Below are 17,385 nucleotides of genomic sequence, written 5' to 3'. Positions count from 1 at the left end.
GATGGGTTTAAAGACGTCATCAGGGAAATTCGTTACTCGGCGCCGCTAAAGACGCACTTCAAGGCGATCCTGATGCCTGTCATGTTGGCGTGGAACCGAAATTATGGGTGCCCTCGCCAAACGTTACAAACAGCTAGCTGGGTGGCCCGGCTGTCATGGCGGACTAATACTGCAATCAAAGTAAAGGCGGGTCAATAGGCCCGGCTTACCAACCATCCGCGTAGTCAGGGCCAATCCAGCCGCGATTCCCGGAGCCCGGGAGGCTTTCGGAGAATACGTACAATGCCAAAGACGCCCCGGAATTTCAAACAAACGTTTGTTTGAACCCGCAAATGCGATATCCTCAGGAGCAGTAAACCGTGGGGAGGCTGTGATCGGTGGTCGTCTGTACGCAATTTTACCGGTATCATATCGCCCTTCAAATTAGCCTGCGGGCACTCTAATCATTAAAGAAGTTGAGGAGACCAACGTGGAACGCGAATCGATGGAATTTGATGTTCTTATCGTCGGCGGCGGCCCTGCGGGCCTGTCGGCAGCCTGCCGAGTCATGCAGTTGGCACAGGAGGCTGGCGAAGAACTGACCGTATGTGTGGTAGAAAAAGGGTCTGAGATCGGCGCGCACATCCTCGCCGGTACCGTTTTCGAGCCAACTGCCCTCAATGAACTGTTCCCGGACTGGAAAGAGAAAGGCGCTCCGCTGAATACTCCGGTTACCCGGGATGACATCTTCCTGCTGAAGAACCAGGAAACCGCCAGCAAGATTCCAAATGGCTTTGTGCCCAAGAACATGCACAACCATGGCAACTACATTATCAGCCTCGGAAACCTGTGCCGCTGGCTCGCCGAACAGGCCGAACAGTTGGGCGTCGAGGTCTATCCGGGATTCGCGGCTTCTGAGACCATCATTGAAGATGGCCAGGTTAAAGGCATTATCACGGGTGACATGGGCGTAGCCCGTGACGGTTCCGAGAAAGACGGATTCATGCCGGGCATGGAACTCCGCGCCAAGTACACTCTTTTCACCGAAGGTTGTCGCGGCCACCTGGGCAAGCGCCTGATCAAGGAATACAGCCTCGATGAAGGCAAAGACCCCCAGCACTACGGTATCGGCATCAAGGAGTTGTGGGATATCGACCCGGCCAAGCATGAACCCGGCCTGGTTGTGCACACCACTGGCTGGCCGCTGAACGAGAGTGGCTCCACCGGCGGCTCTTTTCTGTATCACCTTGAAAACGGCCAGGTGTATGTCGGCCTGATCACCGATCTGTCCTACAGCAACCCGCATCTGAGCCCGTTTGAAGAATTCCAGCGCCTGAAGCTGCACCCGGAAATCCGGAAATACCTGGAGGGTGGCAAGCGCGTATCCTATGGTGCCCGCGCGATCGCCAAAGGTGGCTACAACGCCCTGCCCAAAATGAGCTTCCCGGGCGGTCTGCTGCTCGGCTGCGATGCCGGAACTCTGAACAGCTCCAAGATCAAGGGCTCCCACACCGCCATGAAATCCGGCCTGCTCGGTGCAGAAGCGGTATTCGAAGCCCTCAAGGAAGGCAAAGCCGGGGAAGAGATCACCGGCTTCCAACAACGCTTTGAAGACAGCTGGCTGTACAAGGAGCTCTACGCCGAGCGCAACTTTGGCCCGGCCATGCACAAGTTCGGCAACATCGTTGGTGGTGCGATTGCGTTCTTTGAACAGAACATCCTGCGCGGCAGCCTGCCGTTCACCTTCCACGACACGACGCCGGATTACGCAACTCTGAAGCCCGCCTCGGAAGCCAAGAAAATCGACTACCCGAAGCCAGACAATACGCTGACCTTCGACCGTCTGTCCTCGGTGTTCATCTCCAACACCAACCACGAGGAAGACCAGCCGATCCACCTGAAGCTGACGGATCCTGACATTCCGATTCAAGAAAATCTGCCGAAGTTCAACGAACCGGCGCAGCGGTACTGCCCGGCAGGCGTATACGAAGTGGTGGAAAGCGACGACGGGAGCGGTCAGCGCTTTCAGATCAATGCCCAGAACTGTGTTCACTGCAAGACTTGTGACATCAAGGACCCTGCGCAGAACATTACCTGGGTAACGCCTGAAGGCGGTGGCGGTCCGAACTACCCGAATATGTAATTCGTTTACGTGCACGAAAAACGGCCCTCGCGAGGGCCGTTTTTTTTGACCAATGCAGAGACAAAAAAACGGCTCCCGAAGGAGCCGTTTTTGCCGAAGCTTCGGAACAAGGCTTAGTGCACGTGGCCGTGCTCTTGCTCTTCATCCGTCGCTTCGCGAGCCTCAACGATTTCTACGTCGAAGTGCAGAGTCTGACCTGCCAGCGGATGGTTGGCATCGATGGTCACGGTTTCCTCAGCTACTTCAACAACGCGAACAACCTGGGGGCCGCCCGGAGTCTGCGCCTGGAACTGCATGCCCGGCTCGATGGTATCAACACCTTCGAAAGCGGAACGGGGTACCGGCTGAATCAGCTCTTCGTTCACCTCGCCGTAGCCTTCAGCCGGATCTACGGATACTTTCAGCTGCTCACCCGCCTGCTTTTCCTGCAGAGCGTTTTCGAGTCCGCCGATGATGTTTTGCGCACCTTCCAGGTAAGACAGCGGCTCACGACCGTCAACACGGGAGGAGTCGAGCTGCTCTCCCTGATCATTGGTGAGCGTGTAATGGATGGTGACAACACGAGGTTGGGCCATGGGATCTCCTTGCGGGTCGTAATGACTGTTTGAGTATGTTTGGGTAATCGAATCTGATCTTGGACAGCCTCACTGAACAGAGGATCTAACGACCACCAAGCCTCGTTATAAACTCTCATAACAAGATAGAAAGCACAGTGTAACAATGGACACTTTACGTTTTCTACCGTTTATCATGGGGCCGGCGTAGGGGTTTTCAACCACCTTCGGCAATCGCGAAGAATTCACCTGCGCTATAGACTCCGAACACGGATCGGCCCTCATAACACTCTTCAACAACATGTTCCGCCAATTCGTAATAGGCGGCGGTCACAAGGCGGGCCTCCACGCCATGGCGAACCCAGACAACCGGCCGGGGCTCACCAGAGCCCTCGTAGCTGCCAACTTCCAGGGGATGCGCGCTGCCAAGCTGAAGAACCTCGCCAACGTTGGTTCTCAGGGTCATTACCTGGCTCCTGCCCTCCCCGCTGACTTCCAGGGAGTGCGCCAGCAGCGGAGCGTCATCAACCTGAATCCGCCACTTCTCAACCGGTGTGACCAGATAGAATTCGCCGTCGGCCTCCCGGCGCAGAATACTGGAGAACAACCTGACGATTGCCTCTCGCTTGATAGGTTCGTTCCGGTAAAACCACTGGCCGTCCCGATGGATGCGCATATCCATCACCCCAGACAATTCAGGATGCCACTGATCCAGAGGCGGACTGCCCATCTGCTTGATGGCATCACCAACACGCGTCGCCAGACCTTCCGGCTCCATGCTCATACTGTCACCTTGTTGTGAGTTACAGGCCGCGCATCCATTCAGCCCGAAGTGGGACCGCGCCCGGACTGGTGATGGCAAGGCGAATTTGTTCGAGCATCTGCCGCTTGTCGCGACCAAGAATGCCCTTCAGTACCAGATAATTAGACGCGTGATCGCTTCTGAACACAGTATTTTCGAGCTCAAGATGCTCGAGAAAGACCCGAATCTCCTCGAACAGCCCCTGCTGGGACAGCGGCACGAAATCGTTGCCGAATCCTTCCCGGAAGCGTTCTTCGCCTTGCGGAAAGCTGACAACAAGGGTGGACAGATAATCGGGTTGGGCTTCATTGCACAGCGTTGCGGTATTGACCGCATGCTGGCGCGACAGGACTTCGCCGCCCAGACCATTCAGGACCATCACCGAGCTTGTCAGCCCGGCCTCCCGAATTTTCAGCAGCGCGGAGCGAGTCGACTCCCAGGTCTCACCTTTATTGACTCGTCGCAAAACCTCATCGTCACCGGATTCCATTCCCACGTAGAGCATCTGGAGGCCTGCTTCACGTAGCTGCTTCAATTCTTGCACCGTCTTTTTCGCGAGGTTGCGTGGCAGGCAGTAGCTTGAAACGCGCTCAAGGCCCGGGAATGCAGATTTCAGATCAGTGAGAATTTCAAGTAGACGGCGTGTCGGCAATACCATGGCGTCGCCATCCGCAAGGAATACCCGCTTGACTCCCCCGAGGGCTCGCGCAGCCTTATCGATATCGGCGCGAATCTGCTCAGGCTTTCGGGCACGAAACTTCTTTTGCGGCTGAGTATACATTTCACAGAAAGTGCATTTATTCCATGAACAGCCATTCGTCACCGGCAAAATCAGGGATTTTGCCTCGCTGGGCGGGCGAAAAACCGGTTCGATGTAATCAATCGGAAAACTGTACATAGCGTTGAACGGTCTCAAATACGGGTGTCATGCAGATGTATTCAGGGCAAAAACTGGTCTTTCAAGTCGGCACAACCCGGACCGACAACAGGAAGGTCGAGCAGCACCGCCTGGGCCGTCATAAACGGAATGCCGCGCCGATGGCCATCCACCAGCAGTGTCGAAAAGCCACCCACGAAGGGCATGTGGGAAACAAGCATGAGCGGATATTCGTCCGTTTCCAGCAGAGCATCCAGGCACTGCCCGGGATCATCATCCGGCGTCAAAAATTCACGCTCTTCGACCGGGCAATTGAGGATTTCAGACACGATGGCCGCGGTTTGCCGCGCGCGCACGAAAGGGCTGCTCCAGATTATACGGGGGCGCCACTCGGACTCAGCGATCTGCGCCGCGACTTCAGCGACCTGATATCGACCGGCCTCGGTCAATTCGCGCTGATTATCCAGCGTATGCCAGCCAGCCTCGCCATGGCGCATGATGAACAGTTCCATTTGCCGCTGCCGCCTCCCGTCACTGACTGATGGTACGCGGCAGAATGAACTCCACGTCGGAGTTCTGAACTGCCATCATCAGGCTATTAATGACGGCTCTGATCGAGGCAGAGCCATAGAGAATTTCATACAACCCGCGAACCAGGGGCATATAAATGCCGACGCTTTCAGCCTTCTCTTTCACCAGCTCCAAGGTATAGATGCCTTCCGCCACCTGCCCCAGCTCCTTCACGGCCTCATCCAGGGATTTTCCTTTGCCGACGGCGTGCCCAACCCGGAAATTACGGCTTTTGGACGACGTACAGGTCACGATCAGGTCGCCCACACCTGCCAGCCCCATAAAGGTCATGGGATTGGCTCCAAGACTGACCGCAAACCGGCTCATCTCCGCCAGGCCGCGGGTGATCAGCATCGCTTGCGCGTTTTCGCCCATTTCCAGGGCCTCAGCCAGGCCGGCAACGATGGCATAGATGTTTTTCAGCGCCCCCGCGAGCTCAACACCATAGACATCGACGTTGGCATAGACGCGAAAGTATTCACAACCAAGCAGATCCTGAACCGTGCGACGAACCTCAGGATCCTTGGCGGCAATGACCGTGGCGGTCAGGTCGCGGGCGGCAATCTCCGCCGCCAGGTTTGGGCCACTGAGCACGCCGATACGACAACGCGGAATCTCCTCCTGAAGGATTTCCGACATCAGCTTGAATCCGTCCCGCTCAATACCCTTGGTCAGACTGATGACAATCTGACCATCGCGAAAATCAGACTTGTGCTGTCTGATTACGGCCCGAAAAGCCTTACTGGGAATGGCGACAAACACAATTTCGGCGTTGGCGATGGCCGACGCCATATCGGTGGTTGGCTGGATATCACCGCTGAGCTCCACACCGGGCATGTAGCGGCTGTTTACCCCTGTAGCCTCGATTTCTGCGGCCTGCTTTTGGTCCCGCATCCAGAAATGCACGGTATGACCGTTTTCTCCAAGTACCTTCGCCATGGCAGTACCGAAGCTGCCACCACCAAGCACCGCAACGTCGTGGGCTGCTCCCTTTGCCCCGTTTTTTTGGGGCGAGTTTGATTCCGGCATAGCTAATCCGTGTTGTTATGGTCTGGGTGAACACCCGATTAGGTTCAGGCAGCGGTTTGCGCCATTCAACTTGGCTCTTCGCACTCCAGCGCCTGCACCAGATTCTTGAATTCTTCTCTGTTACGGCTATTTAGCCCCATCAGAACCTTGTGAGCATCCAGCACCTTGTCACGAACCTGTTGTTCGCTGGCTTTCAGAACGGGAATTTCCTCAAGCTCTTCGATTCGGGATGCGGGTTCGCGGACAATGATGAAGATTTTGTCGAACCCCATGGACGTGATGATGCGGGTTACATCGGGGTTGGTGGAGATGAGTGTGGGCAGGAAGTGGCTTTGCTGCTGGGCTGCCATTGCGATTTTAGCAAGCAGACCGAGCGTGGTGCTGTCGATGACCTCAGTTTCGGTAAGGTCGATCACCACGGTCTTGAACTGGGGGTCTCGGGTGATGGATTCCACCAGATTATCCAGCGTTGAACACAGATTCAGGCGAATTTCCCCGATAAACTTCAGGACATAAATGCCCTGGCTTTCAGCCTGCAGGATCTTATAACCAGCCATTATGCTCCACACTGTCACTCGGTCGACGACGGGGAATCTGACGTATTCAAGGTATCAGTCACCGAAACGATAGCTATATCGTCAGGTAATTCCGTGATCTCGTCGAGATTAAGAGCCTCATTTAAAGAGGCGATAGTGTGACGCCCACCTGACACGAGTTCAAGTAACGTCTTCTCCTTATCGTCAAGTCCCCGGGCCCGAATCACCTCGAGAATGCCGTCAGAGAACAGAATCAGGTGGAATGGTTTGTCCAGAGGGGTCTCGTAAACCTCCCACTCAGGACTTTCAAACAATCCCACCGGAAGACCACTCCCCTCAAGAAACGCGGTGGTGCCCCCCTCAAACGACAGAATGGGCATCGGGAAATGCGCCCCAACGGCGTAGGTTAACGTACGCTTGCTGAGTGAAATCAGGCCAACGAATACCGTTACGTGTTTACCCAGCCCTGTATCCAGCAATTCCGAATTGATCCGCTCTAGAAACCGCTGGGGATAAAGAATATCGTCGCTGGATCCACGACGCAGATTGCGCTGCAGGCGGTTAGTCAGGTTCTTGAGCAAAACGGTTACGAACGCCGAACTGGCACCATGCCCTGAAACGTCAGCAATATAGACCAGAACCTGGTCTTCGGTAATCTGAAAATAATCCAGGAAATCACCGCTAAGGTAGAGCGACGGTTTGATCAGATGCTCCACGTGCAGACCCACAATGTCCTGCTCGCGGTCGGGCAACATTTTGAGCTGAACCTTGCGACCGGCGCGCTGATCGGCCCTCAGCTCTGCGATGCCATTGCGCAGATCCCGATTGGCTTCTTCGAGTTCCTGCCGGTAAAGCTGATTCAGTCGATTGACCCGCACCCGGTCAAACAGCTTTTCGATGACGTCATCCAATGCGGCCTTGTCGCCTTTACAGGGCTTGAGCAGGAAGTCTGAGGCCCCCGCCCGAAGCGCAGCGACCACGTCTGCACTCGTTCTGCCAGCCGAACAGCAAACAATCGGCGTGAAGCTCTCCGCCTCTTCAAGCCGGTTCGCCAGCTCCCGGATCGTATCCGGTGGAAGGTCGACAAAGATTACGTCTGGAATCCCCTCAACAAACACTGCCTCGGCAGAGACAACATCGGCGAATCCGGACACATAAAAGCCGCGGGCTTCCAGATAGTGGGCAAGGTTGGTTCGGGCCGTTTCATCGGCGTCGATTATTAGAATGCGCTCGGTGCGCGAGGTCATGGCTGTTGCCCTAAGCTACCAGCGATAAACAAGAAAATGACAATACTAAGCCTATTCTGGCACGGCTCTGTGATATAACAAGGGCTGTTTCGCCAAATCAGGAGATTCAGCGACATGAGACGTGCAGTGAACGACTTGCTTGGCGCCTATGACAAGCTCATCATGGATCCAGTTCACGGTGGGATTCCGCTCTATCGGCATGAAATCCAGGTCATTGATCACCCTCTGTTCCAACGTCTCCGTAATATTTGTCAGAACGACATTCTGAGCCTGGTATTCCCCGGTGCGACTCACTCCCGTTTTTTGCACAGTATTGGCGTCATGCACGTGGGAACCCGTATGTTTCGGTCGATGATCGATGCGTACCTGAGAGAGCGAAAGCTCAGTGAGTGCGCAGATCTCAGCCTGAGCCAGCTCGACGCCATTGATTACCTTGCCAAGATCATCCGGCTCGGCTGCCTGTTGCACGATAGTGGCCACTCTAGTTTTTCGCATCAGTTCACCAGGGCCCGGCGCATCCGCGAACTGATGTCACGCCCGGAACGCTTTGCGGATCTGTGGCAAGGCATGGACGCCTCGATCTATCACAGCCGGGAACCAGAAGAGCTGGAGCACGAGCACTATTCCGTACGCGTTGCCCATGAGGTTTTGTCCGCTGTAGACCTCGCCGGCGCGGGCCTGTTCGCCCGGGACGTTATCAGTATCATGGAGACCACTGAAGTCAGCCCCAGTGACGCTTTCCGGAAACACGCCCACACCTTCTGGGAATTTATTGCCGGTCCGGAAGCCCGGTCCGATGCAATGAGCGGTACGGACATACCGCGAATGGTGAGGGACCTCCTGAAATCGATTGTTTCCGGCGAAATCGACGCCGATCGGGCGGACTATATGCTCAGGGACGGATTTCACTCCTCCGTCACCATCGGTGGTTTCAACCTTGACCATCTGTTGAGCAACCTCCGTTTCGGGTGGAATGTATCAGAGCCCTGGCTGGGGCTGGCGATAACCCAAAAAGGTCTCGGCGCGTTGGAGGATTTTGTCTACAGCCGCCACCAGATGTACCGCAAAGTCTACGCCCACAAAACCGCCCTCGGCTTCGACTGGCTTCTGCGGGAAGCCATCAATGAAGTACTCGAAGACCCGGAGAATTTCGACTGGGTGGATACCTGCCTGAGCAATATGGATTTCTTCGCGGAACTGACCGACAACTTCTTCTGGGAAGCCTTCCGTAAAGAAGCCCGAAAGAATCCTGCCAGCTACTCCTTCTGCATCGTCAATCGGGTCAAGCTGAATCATCTGGATACCCGGGAAGACCTGAGCGAGGCCGGCATCGTTGACCATGCCACCTGGTTGGCCAGTGCGCTTGGTCTGAAACCTGAGGACGTCGTTACCTGCTCCATGAGAGCCCGTTTCTCGAACATTCAGGACAACTTCAACGGCATTAAAGTACTCACCCGTGATCCGATCAACCGGTCGAGGTCGCTGCACAAAATTACCGACGTGAGTGCGTTTTTCAGCAAGTTCCGCGACGGCACCATCACGCACTTCTACACACGCCCGTCGCCGATCAAGAACTGACTATCATGCCCTGGGTAGCGTCAGCGTTCGTCAATGAGGGCGTCAATCAGGCTGCAAGCGCTGTTGAAGGCACCCTCCACTCGCCCACCGCTCAACCAGTCTCCGGCCAGGCCAATGCGATGGTCCGGAAACCACAGGTGTCCGGGACGCTCAGCATCCTCCGATCGGGCATACAACCAGCGATGAGCCAGCACGGTATCCGGCTCATCGACGTACCCGATTAACTCACGGAACGCTGAGAGCACCTGACTGGCGACGTCTTCCGGCGACGCATCGACCTGTTCCTGGCTCCACTGCGGATTAGCGTGCAGCACCCACCATTGGCCATCGTCTTGGCGACCGGGCTTACTCGAATTATTGGCCACCCAGTACAGCACCGAGTCCTCCACTCGCATGCCGTCGTGATCGGTCCACGGGGCTTTTTCGAAGTGTGCCACCACCGCCCAACACGGCAACATGGCCTTCACCTGGTCGTCCAGACTTTCGGCTTCCTGCGCCAAACCGCTGGCCGCAAGCAGATCCTGACTCTGAGCCGGCGGCGCGGTCAGGATGATCTGGTCGAAAGCGCCGAGTGAACTATTCTGAGTGTCATAGAGAAGCCATCGGTTACCGTGCCGTTCGAATCGCTCCACGCGGGTTTCAGACACCACAGTTACATGACCCGAAAGTGCCCGGGTTATTGCCGTCATCCGTGGGCAGCCAACGTAACGGGATTCTTCCGGAAATTGTCCCCACTGTCCGCTTTCCGCCCTGAATCCAAGGCGAGCTTGCCAGACATCGAAACAGCCTTCGCCGGCGTACTGGCGAAGAAAAGGAAGGAATGCCGGATTTCGGGCAGTGAAGTACTGGGCGCCAATATCGGCCGAGCCTCCAGGAACACGCTTGGCGGCAAGACGCCCTCCGGGGCCCCGGCTTTTTTCGAAGACGGTTACCTCCTGCCCGGCCTGCTTCAGGAGAATTCCTGCTGTCAGGCCTGCCACGCCTGAACCAACAATGGCAGTGCGACGTACCGAAGGTGACAATTCATTTGGTTTAGGCATTGATCAGGTGCATCCAAAATAACAGGTTTGAACGTATAACCATTTGAACATGCTGCCGGAATCAGTCTCAAAACAATACCGGCGACTTTGAATTCGACGACGGAAGGTGTACAGGGTATGACCCGAACAAATGGCTGGCTTTTGAATATTCTGCGGTGGTTCGACTCCGAAGCCGGTTCAGATCACATCGACACATCGTCACGACAGTTTAATGTGATCAGAGTGATCCCGTTCCTGTTTTTGCATCTCGCGTGCTTCCTGGCCTTCTTTACCGGCGTAAGCACCTTTGCCCTGGTTTTCGCGGTTGGCTTTTTCCTGGTCAGAATGTTCGCCATTACCGGGTTCTATCATCGCTATTTCGCTCACAAAACGTTCAAGACCAGCCGCCCGGCGCAATTCATGTTTGCCCTGCTTGGCGCAAGTGCTGCGCAACGAGGCCCACTGTGGTGGGCGGCACACCATCGCCACCACCACCAGCATTCAGACCAGGAGCAGGATCTGCACTCACCCCATCAGGGCGGGTTCTGGTGGTCTCACATCGGTTGGTTCACCTGTGACGCGGGCTTCGCCACCAACGAACGTCGTGTGCGCGATTGGCTAAAGTTTCCTGAACTGCGCTGGCTAAACCGGTTTGACGCTGCCATACCGGCCATTTCAGCGGTACTCATCTTCGGCCTTGGTGAAGCGCTCGCCGCTTGGGCGCCTCAGCTGGGTACCAACGGCTTTCAACTGCTGGTTTGGGGGTTCTTCATCTCCACCGTTGCCCTGTTCCATTCCACTGTCACGATCAATTCGCTGTGTCACGTGTGGGGCCACCGACGCTTTGACACGCCAGACGGCAGCCGGAATAACTTCTTTCTCGCGCTGATCACCCTGGGTGAAGGCTGGCATAACAACCACCACCGGTGGCCTCAGTCGGTGCGGCAGGGCTTTCGCTGGTACGAAATCGACATCACCTGGTACGTACTCTGGGTGATGGCTCGCCTTGGCATCATCTGGGACCTGAACCCGATACCGGAACACATTCAGGAAGAAACACGAAAACTGGACACTGCAGGGAGGAAACGCTCATGAGAACCGCCTCAGCCGTCGACATGGGAGCAGCGAACCTTGCCGTTCCTGCAACACTCGATCGCTTTACTGCCCTGTTTAACGAGCTCGACAAGGACAACATGCACCGGCTCCCGGAGATATACAGCGACGACGTTCGCTTTCAGGATCCGCTTGGTTCCGTGCAAGGCCTCGACGAGCTGACCCATTATTTCAACGCAGCGTACGCCAATGCCATCAGCTGCCAGTTCGAGTTCGCTGATCCTGTGGTTGACGACCAACGAGTCGCCATTCCCTGGGTAATGCATTTGAGGCACAAAAGAATCAACCGAGGCCGGGAAATCGCTGTCCAGGGCATCAGCCACCTGACTATCCGGGACAGCAAAGTCTGCTATCACCGCGATTACTTTGATGCAGGCCAGTTGCTGTACGAAAACCTGCCGATGGTTGGCAAAGTCATTCGCTGGGTGAAGGGATACGCCGGATGAGTCAACGCCTTGAATCCGCCACAAACATCTGGATTACCGGTGCTGGCACGGGCATTGGAGAAGCGGTGACCCGGGCCCTCGCTCGGGGCGGGCACCGACTGATACTCACTGGCCGCCGTTCGAAACCATTGGAGGCGCTGTGTGAACTAGCCCCGGAGCGGATGGTCACAGCGCCGGGCGACACCACCAGCAAAAAGGACCTGGAACAGATCGCCAGTGTTCTGGAAAACCAGGGTGACCTGCACATGGCCATCCTGAACGCCGGCACCTGCCAGTACCTCGACGTGACCGAGTACGACAGCCATGTCATCGAACAGAACATACACACCAACGTCATCGGCACCGCCCGCTGCGTGGACATTGCCTTGCCGGCGCTGCGCCGCACACGCGCCAAAGGGCTGCCGGCAACGCTGGTGATCGTGAGTTCGTCGGCGTGGTGGTTTCCTTTTGGTCGCGCTGAAGGCTACGGGGCATCCAAGGCTGCCCTGACCTATTTCGCGCACTCGCTTCGGGCCGATCTGGCCCCCGAAGGAATCGACGTCGTTGTGGTATCTCCGGGGTTTGTAAAAACGCCCCTGACCGATCGCAACGATTTTCCCATGCCGTTCCTGGTGTCCGCCGAAGACGCGGCAGAACGAATCGTCAGCGGGCTGGCCAAAGGTAAAAACGACATTGATTTCCCCAAGCGATTCACCTGGACACTGAAATTGCTCAGCAACCTTCCCCAAGGGCTTATCGATCGAATTGCCGCCAATATGGCGCGCAAGGGAACCTAACAACAGGACATCACTGGATGAGTAACGAACGTCAGCGTATTGCTGTCATCGGGGCCGGCGTTTCCGGCCTCACAGCCGCATGGCTGCTAGCTGAACACCACGACGTACAACTGTTTGAAGCGGCCGGTTACGCAGGCGGTCACACCAACACCGAACATGTTGAGGCTGGGGGCAGAAGCTGGCCCGTCAACACCGGATTCATTGTCTTCAACGACTGGACCTACCCGAACTTCATGCGGCTCATGGATCGTCTGGGCGTGCCGTCGGAAGTCAGTGACATGAGTTTCAGTGTTGAAAGCCGCTACACCGGCCTTCAATACAACGGGACCAACCTGAACAAGCTGTTTGCTCAGCGCAAGAACCTGCTCAACCCCTCGTTCCTGCGGATGATCCGGGAAATTCTGCGGTTTAATCGGGAGACCCGTGAAGATCTCGAAGCGGGCGCAATTACGGATCAGGAGACTTTGGGCAGTTACCTGAACCGTAACGGTTACTCCCGATATTTCCGCGACTACTACATCGTGCCGATGGGCGCGGCCATCTGGTCGGCACCAGAAATCGTGCTGGCTCAGTTTCCAATCCGGTTCTTCCTGCAGTTTTTTAACAACCACGGCATGCTTTCGGTAGACGATCGCCCCACGTGGCGCGTGATCTCGGGCGGATCGGCCCAGTACGTGACCAGGATGATGGAACGTCTGGAACCGCATACCCATCTGAACAGCCCGATTGAGCGTGTAAAACGGGACGATGATGGGGTCAGTCTCTGGACTGATGGGCAGGAGCAGCGTTTCGACCAGGTTATTTTCGCCTGCCACAGCGACCAGGCGCTCTCGATACTTGGCGATGATGCCACTGAGCAGGAGCGCGAGGTGTTGGGTGCTATCGGCTATCAGGACAACGACGTGGTCCTTCATACCGACAGCCAGGTGCTGCCCAGCACGAAACTCGCCTGGGCTGCCTGGAATTACTACATTCCGAGCCACAGTACGGAGCCGGTGTCGGTTACCTACAACATGAACATTTTGCAGAACTTCCACGATGCGCCGGAAACCTTCTGCGTCACCCTGAACCGCAGCCATGACATCGACCCGACAAAGATCATCAAGAAATTCCGCTACGCGCATCCGGTCTTCACGCTCGAAGCTGTGGCGGCCCAGAACCGATACGAGGACATTGGAAACCGAAACCGCAGCCATTTCTGCGGCGCCTACTGGTTCAATGGGTTCCACGAAGATGGCGTACGCAGCGCATTACGGGTGACCGAGGACTTTGGGGTGGAGTTATAGCCATGAACAGCCAGTGGCTCGAAGGCTCTGTGCGGCACCGGCGAATGCAACCTACCCGGCACCGGTTTGAATACAACACCGGCATGCTTGCGGTGGACCTTGATGAATGGAACTGGGTGACCGGCATCAGCCCCCTGTTCTCGCTCGAACGATTCAACTGGCTGTCGCTTCGGCGCGCCGATTACTTCAAGCCGGAGAATGGCCCACTCAAAGACGTCATCAGCCAACACGTGGAACAGGCCACAGGCTGGCGCCCGGACGGCCGCATTGAGCTGATCACCCATCCCCGCTACATCGGCTATGTTTTCAATCCCGTCAGTTTCTACTTCTGCTACTCTCCGGGTGACGATCCCATAGAAGGCGCGGTGCCCAGGGTCATCCTGGCTCAGATAACCAACACGCCCTGGCATGAGCGCCATGTCTACTGCCTGGAAACCACCGACACCGAACCCAACACGGCCGGCTGGCGAACCCAGCGTTTCGGCTTCGAAAAGCGATTTCACGTATCGCCATTTAACGGCATGGAGCAGCTGTACCAGTGGACGTTCAGCTTTCGCGGTCCGGAACTGCGCATTCACATGAATGTGCAGGAGAACCACAGCAAGCATTTTGACGCCACACTGGTAGTCCAGCGAGCCCCTCTCACTCGTAAAGAACTCCACAGAAGCCTGCGCCAGTTTCCACTGGAAGCGCTCAAGGTCACCGGTGGTATTTACTGGCATGCGTTGAAACTCAAACTCAAGGGCACGCCGTTTTACACCCACCCTGACAAGCTGCCACCGGAGGACCCGGCGTTCCGCCGTGGTCGGGAAGACGCGGGCCTTGATGTTTCATCCAACGTACATAATCACGAATCTCGCGGAAGGGTCAGCTCATGGAGAACCTGAACACCTCGGTGCACACCTCAGGCCAGTCACAGGCAGCACGCCCCCTGGGCAGCCGGCTTGCCAGAAAGCTGGTCATCCAGCAGTTCGAGCGGCTTGGCCACGGACGCCTGGTAATCAAGGAACCCGACGGCGAGACGCTCACTTTTGGTGACCATGACCTGCACCATCCAGTGGCAGAGCTGGTCATCCACGACAGCTCTACCTGGAAAGACCTGCTTACCGGCGGCAGCATTGGCGCCGCAGAAGCCTTCGTCGCCGGCGACTGGACTTCCCCCGACCTGGTCGGCCTGCTTCGCTTCTTCACCCGAAATATCGACCGGATGAACGCCTTTGAGGACCGCTACAGCTGGGTCACCAAGCCCGCGCTGAAAGGCTTGCACTGGCTCAACAGGAACACCAAAGAAGGGTCGCGCAAAAACATCAGCGCCCACTACGATCTGGGCAACGATCTTTTTGAGCTGTTCCTCGACCCGACCATGATGTACTCCTCTGCCATCTACCCCCACGAGCAAGCCTCGCTGGAAGAAGCCGCAGAGAACAAACTCGATATTATCTGCCGGAAGCTGGATCTCAAGCCGGGCGACCGCGTGATCGAGATTGGCACCGGCTGGGGCGGGTTTGCCATCCACGCGGCCAAGCATTATGGCTGTCACGTCACCACAACCACCATTTCCAGCGAACAGCTCGAAATGGCCCGCGCAAGAGTCAACGAAGAAGGTCTGGAGGACCGCATCACCCTGCTGTTCGATGACTACCGGGATCTGCAAGGTCAGTTCGACAAACTGGTGTCCATCGAGATGATTGAGGCCGTCGGGCCGCAGTTCCTGAACAGCTACATTGGCCAGATCAGTCAGCTGCTCAAACCTGACGGGCTGGCACTGATTCAGGCCATAAACATGCCGGAGCAACGCTACCAGCGGGCCCTGAAGAACGTAGATTTCATTCAGCGCTACATTTTCCCGGGCAGCTTCATTCCATCGTTTGGCGCCATACTCGATGCGGTGCGCTCTGGCAGCGATCTGGTCATGACCCACGCCGAAGACATAGGATTTCACTACGCCAGGACCCTGAATGACTGGTGTAAACGGTTCCTGTCCCGGCCGGAAGAACTGGAGAAACTCGGATACGATCAGGCATTCCGACGCCTATGGCAGTTTTACTTTGCCTATTGCGAGGCTGGCTTCAGCGAGCGTGCCATCGGGGTGTCGCAGCTCGTTCTGGCCAAACCTGGAAACAAACGAGCCAACATCATCAGCCTATGATCGCGTCAGAAACGGTTCGTAACGTTGTCAATTTCCTGCTGTTCCAGGCTGGCTGGCTGATTTGTGTGATGTTTCCGGGCAAGCTGGCTGCCGCACTGGTGGTCGGGTTTGTCGTGCTTCACTTTATTCTGGTCAGCCAGAAACGTAAGAGCGAACTGCAGTTTATCGCCTTGGGCACGGTGGTGGGGGCCACTCTCGACTGGCTCTGGTTCCGCACCGGCGTTCTTGGGCTGGACAACCAGGAGGTGCTGCATACGCCACCCTGGCTGGTCGCCATCTGGGCGATATTCATGACGACTCTGTGCCACTCACTCGACTGGATCAGCCGGAAGGCCTGGTTGCCGTTCGTGCTGGCCCCTGTTGCCGGTCCGTTTGCGTATTGGTCCGCCAGCAAGCTGGGCGCGATAACACTTCCACAGCTTGCACCGTCGCTGGTGGCCATGGCCCTTGGCTGGCTCGTGGTATTCCCCTTACTGCTGTTCATTCGCAAGTCGCTGTACCCGGAACTTCAGGCATGAGACGCCAACACGCCGCCCTGCTGTTCGTTACTGCGATCGCATGCGGCATTCCGCTGTCCGGTGCCGCTGAAATGCGGTTTATCGGCACCGCCAAAAGCTTCTCCGGCGACACCCTGTACACCGAAACCCATGAAGTGTCTGGCAGTTGTCGTGAAGGAAGTTTTCAGCCAGACGTCCACCAGGTGCTCTACCGGTGGCCGGATCAGGACCAGCCGTTCGCCCAGAAGGATCTGCGCTATCAGGAGTCCCTGATTCGACCCACGGTGGATTTTCGGCAACCCCAGTTCCGTGAATCCATCGCAGTGGATTACACCGGGGCTTTCGAGCTCGAAGTGAACTGGCAATCGCCGCAGGGAGAAACCCTGACCTTCGATGTATCCTTCCCGGAAAACCTCGTAGTGGATGCCGGGTTCGACAATTTTGTGCGCCGACACTGGGGCCAGATAACCGGCGGTGAATCGGTCTTTTTCCACGTGCTGGCCCCCACGCGCGGCGAGCACTTTGCTTTCGTTCTCGAGCCTGCCAAGAGCCCCGATATCGAAGCCGACCATGTCTTTCAGATCCGGCCAACCGGTTTTGTGCTTCGTTTCCTGGTTGACCCCATTCAGCTGGGCTATGACACCAATGGTGCACTCACTGACTATGTCGGACTCACCAATATCCGAAAAAACAAAGAAGAAAACTACACCGCTCATATCCGTTACAGCACAACGACGTGGCCGGATTGTGAACTGACTCCCTGAAACCGTCGCGACTGCCAAGG

General features: G+C 56.5%; 18 protein-coding genes. 10 read left to right on the top strand and 8 right to left on the bottom strand.

The window, feature by feature from the left end; genetic code table 11:
• Positions 1–469: 469 nt before the first annotated feature.
• On the top strand, positions 470–2,122 hold the full coding sequence (locus LPB19_RS11555) for an electron transfer flavoprotein-ubiquinone oxidoreductase (RefSeq protein WP_206643054.1): 1,653 nt from the start codon (positions 470–472) through the stop codon (positions 2,120–2,122).
• A gap of 113 nt (positions 2,123–2,235) precedes the next feature.
• Here LPB19_RS11555 and LPB19_RS11550 read toward each other — a convergent pair whose 3' ends face one another.
• The 7 genes from LPB19_RS11550 to LPB19_RS11520 form a co-directional block, all read right to left on the bottom strand.
• The gene (locus LPB19_RS11550) at positions 2,236–2,697 is read right to left on the bottom strand and encodes an FKBP-type peptidyl-prolyl cis-trans isomerase (protein WP_206643053.1); all 462 of its coding nucleotides are present in this window, start codon (positions 2,695–2,697) and stop codon (positions 2,236–2,238) included.
• A gap of 196 nt (positions 2,698–2,893) precedes the next feature.
• A complete protein-coding gene (locus LPB19_RS11545; protein ID WP_206643052.1) occupies positions 2,894–3,460 on the bottom strand; it encodes a DUF1285 domain-containing protein in 567 nt (188 codons plus the stop codon).
• Positions 3,461–3,479: 19 nt separating this feature from the next.
• Positions 3,480–4,376, bottom strand: coding sequence for a radical SAM protein (locus LPB19_RS11540; protein WP_206643051.1), 897 nt, complete (start codon positions 4,374–4,376; stop codon positions 3,480–3,482).
• 41 nt (positions 4,377–4,417) lie between these two features.
• Positions 4,418–4,867, bottom strand: coding sequence for a phosphohistidine phosphatase SixA (gene sixA / locus LPB19_RS11535; RefSeq protein ID WP_206643050.1), 450 nt, complete (start codon positions 4,865–4,867; stop codon positions 4,418–4,420).
• A gap of 19 nt (positions 4,868–4,886) precedes the next feature.
• Positions 4,887–5,954 (bottom strand): NAD(P)H-dependent glycerol-3-phosphate dehydrogenase, encoded by a 1,068-nt coding sequence (locus tag LPB19_RS11530; RefSeq protein WP_206643049.1) that lies wholly within the window; start codon positions 5,952–5,954, stop codon positions 4,887–4,889.
• 65 nt (positions 5,955–6,019) lie between these two features.
• Positions 6,020–6,511 carry an STAS domain-containing protein gene (locus tag LPB19_RS11525; protein WP_206643048.1) on the bottom strand — a complete coding sequence of 164 codons (492 nt, stop codon included), beginning with the start codon at positions 6,509–6,511 and terminating at the stop codon, positions 6,020–6,022.
• A gap of 14 nt (positions 6,512–6,525) precedes the next feature.
• Complete coding sequence (locus tag LPB19_RS11520) at positions 6,526–7,737, bottom strand: PP2C family protein-serine/threonine phosphatase (protein ID WP_206643047.1); 1,212 nt, start codon at positions 7,735–7,737, stop codon at positions 6,526–6,528.
• 114 nt (positions 7,738–7,851) lie between these two features.
• Here LPB19_RS11520 and LPB19_RS11515 point away from each other — a divergent pair, with 114 nt between their 5' ends.
• On the top strand, positions 7,852–9,315 hold the full coding sequence (locus LPB19_RS11515) for an HD domain-containing protein (protein ID WP_206643046.1): 1,464 nt from the start codon (positions 7,852–7,854) through the stop codon (positions 9,313–9,315).
• 20 nt (positions 9,316–9,335) lie between these two features.
• On the opposite strand, the gene LPB19_RS11510 is transcribed toward LPB19_RS11515, so the two are convergent.
• Positions 9,336–10,355 carry an NAD(P)/FAD-dependent oxidoreductase gene (locus tag LPB19_RS11510; RefSeq protein WP_206643045.1) on the bottom strand — a complete coding sequence of 340 codons (1,020 nt, stop codon included), beginning with the start codon at positions 10,353–10,355 and terminating at the stop codon, positions 9,336–9,338.
• Positions 10,356–10,472: 117 nt separating this feature from the next.
• Between LPB19_RS11510 and LPB19_RS11505 the strand changes: the two genes are divergently transcribed.
• Genes LPB19_RS11505 through LPB19_RS11470 form a run of 8 tightly spaced genes read left to right on the top strand, consistent with a single transcriptional unit; the run spans position 10,473 to position 17,365 of the window.
• A complete protein-coding gene (locus tag LPB19_RS11505; protein WP_206643044.1) occupies positions 10,473–11,429 on the top strand; it encodes an acyl-CoA desaturase in 957 nt (318 codons plus the stop codon).
• Complete coding sequence (locus LPB19_RS11500; protein WP_206643043.1) at positions 11,426–11,893, top strand: nuclear transport factor 2 family protein; 468 nt, start codon at positions 11,426–11,428, stop codon at positions 11,891–11,893. Before LPB19_RS11505 ends, LPB19_RS11500 begins: the two co-directional genes overlap by 4 nt.
• Complete coding sequence (locus LPB19_RS11495) at positions 11,890–12,669, top strand: SDR family NAD(P)-dependent oxidoreductase (protein WP_206643042.1); 780 nt, start codon at positions 11,890–11,892, stop codon at positions 12,667–12,669. The genes LPB19_RS11500 and LPB19_RS11495 overlap by 4 nt, the downstream gene beginning before the upstream one ends.
• Before the next feature lie 17 nt (positions 12,670–12,686).
• A complete protein-coding gene (locus LPB19_RS11490; protein WP_206643041.1) occupies positions 12,687–13,955 on the top strand; it encodes an NAD(P)/FAD-dependent oxidoreductase in 1,269 nt (422 codons plus the stop codon).
• Positions 13,956–13,957: 2 nt separating this feature from the next.
• Positions 13,958–14,842: a DUF1365 domain-containing protein gene (locus LPB19_RS11485; protein ID WP_206643040.1), complete on the top strand. Its 885-nt coding sequence runs from the start codon at positions 13,958–13,960 to the stop codon at positions 14,840–14,842.
• Entirely contained in the window at positions 14,830–16,104 is a 1,275-nt protein-coding gene (locus LPB19_RS11480; protein ID WP_206643039.1) for an SAM-dependent methyltransferase, read from the top strand. Before LPB19_RS11485 ends, LPB19_RS11480 begins: the two co-directional genes overlap by 13 nt.
• Positions 16,101–16,622, top strand: a complete 522-nt coding sequence (locus LPB19_RS11475) for a DUF2878 domain-containing protein (RefSeq protein WP_206643038.1) — start codon at positions 16,101–16,103, stop codon at positions 16,620–16,622. Before LPB19_RS11480 ends, LPB19_RS11475 begins: the two co-directional genes overlap by 4 nt.
• Complete coding sequence (locus LPB19_RS11470) at positions 16,619–17,365, top strand: hypothetical protein (RefSeq protein ID WP_206643037.1); 747 nt, start codon at positions 16,619–16,621, stop codon at positions 17,363–17,365. The genes LPB19_RS11475 and LPB19_RS11470 overlap by 4 nt, the downstream gene beginning before the upstream one ends.
• The last annotated feature ends 20 nt before the right edge of the window (positions 17,366–17,385 follow it).

Origin of the sequence: Marinobacter salinisoli (genome assembly GCF_017301335.1) — a bacterium.
GTDB classification, from domain to species: domain Bacteria; phylum Pseudomonadota; class Gammaproteobacteria; order Pseudomonadales; family Oleiphilaceae; genus Marinobacter; species Marinobacter salinisoli.
Note: the sequence above shows the minus strand (reverse complement) of the source record. Positions and strands in the feature narration are given on the sequence as shown.